The organism is Candidatus Thiosymbion oneisti (assembly GCF_004359955.1).
In the GTDB taxonomy this organism is placed as follows: Bacteria; Pseudomonadota; Gammaproteobacteria; order Chromatiales; family Chromatiaceae; genus Thiosymbion; species Thiosymbion oneisti.
Map to the genome: position 1 here is coordinate 1 of NZ_SMSC01000112.1, position 782 is coordinate 782.

Annotated in this window: 1 protein-coding gene; it reads right to left on the minus strand. The window is 45.3% G+C overall.

Features of this window, described 5'->3' with window-relative positions; all coding sequences use genetic code 11:
- On the minus strand, positions 1-712 hold a 712-nt coding region (locus E1958_RS19655; RefSeq protein ID WP_133513375.1), incomplete at its 3' end, for an IS1 family transposase.
- Positions 713-782: the final 70 nt, after the last annotated feature.

The following is a 782-nucleotide window of genomic DNA, read 5'->3' on the forward strand; positions in this document are numbered from 1 at the left end:
TATTATAGCGGTGCAGGAAGAGCTTTAAACAGACCTCATGCATAATGATGCATTTGGAGAAAGAGAGCGTTTTATGCACGAAGCGCGCCAAATGCTGTCGTAAGGTATTATTCCAGCGCTCAACATGAGCCGTCTCCCCTGTTTCTTTGCCGATAGGGTGATGCTGATCATCCGGAATAACGGCTTGATACGCTTCCCAATAGTCGGTGAAAACCATGGCTTTTTTATAAGCGGATGGTATGCGATCCCAGAGGATTCGGCAGGTGTCTATACTGCGGTCACCACAAGCATAAGCAATGACTTCTCGGGTCTCTCTGCTCAATGCGATCCAGACCCATACTTTGTTGCCCTTGATGAAGACAAAGGACCAAAGCTCATCCAGTTCCAACACTGGCGTCTGCGCTGGATCAACGGGTGCCAGCGTTGTTTCAAGGGGCGGAAGTTGCTCCGCTTTTTCTTTTAACCAAGCACGCAATGTTTGGCGACAGATCCCATGACTCCTTTCGATCCCACGCATGCTTGATCGTTCTTGATAAGCTTTTATAATGAGGTCTTTCGCTTCCTCTGTATAACACACTTGGGGTTCAAGCACACCATAGGCCCCACAGGTTTTACAATGATATTGCTGATTACCGCACGCATTCCTACCATTTTTGACCAGTTCTTTACTGTGACATTTGTGGCAGGTATGTACTTTCGTTTCAACAATCATAACTGAAAACTCCTTGGTTAAATTTACAAATCGATCACTATACTATATCATTTAATAATTAGCCACTACC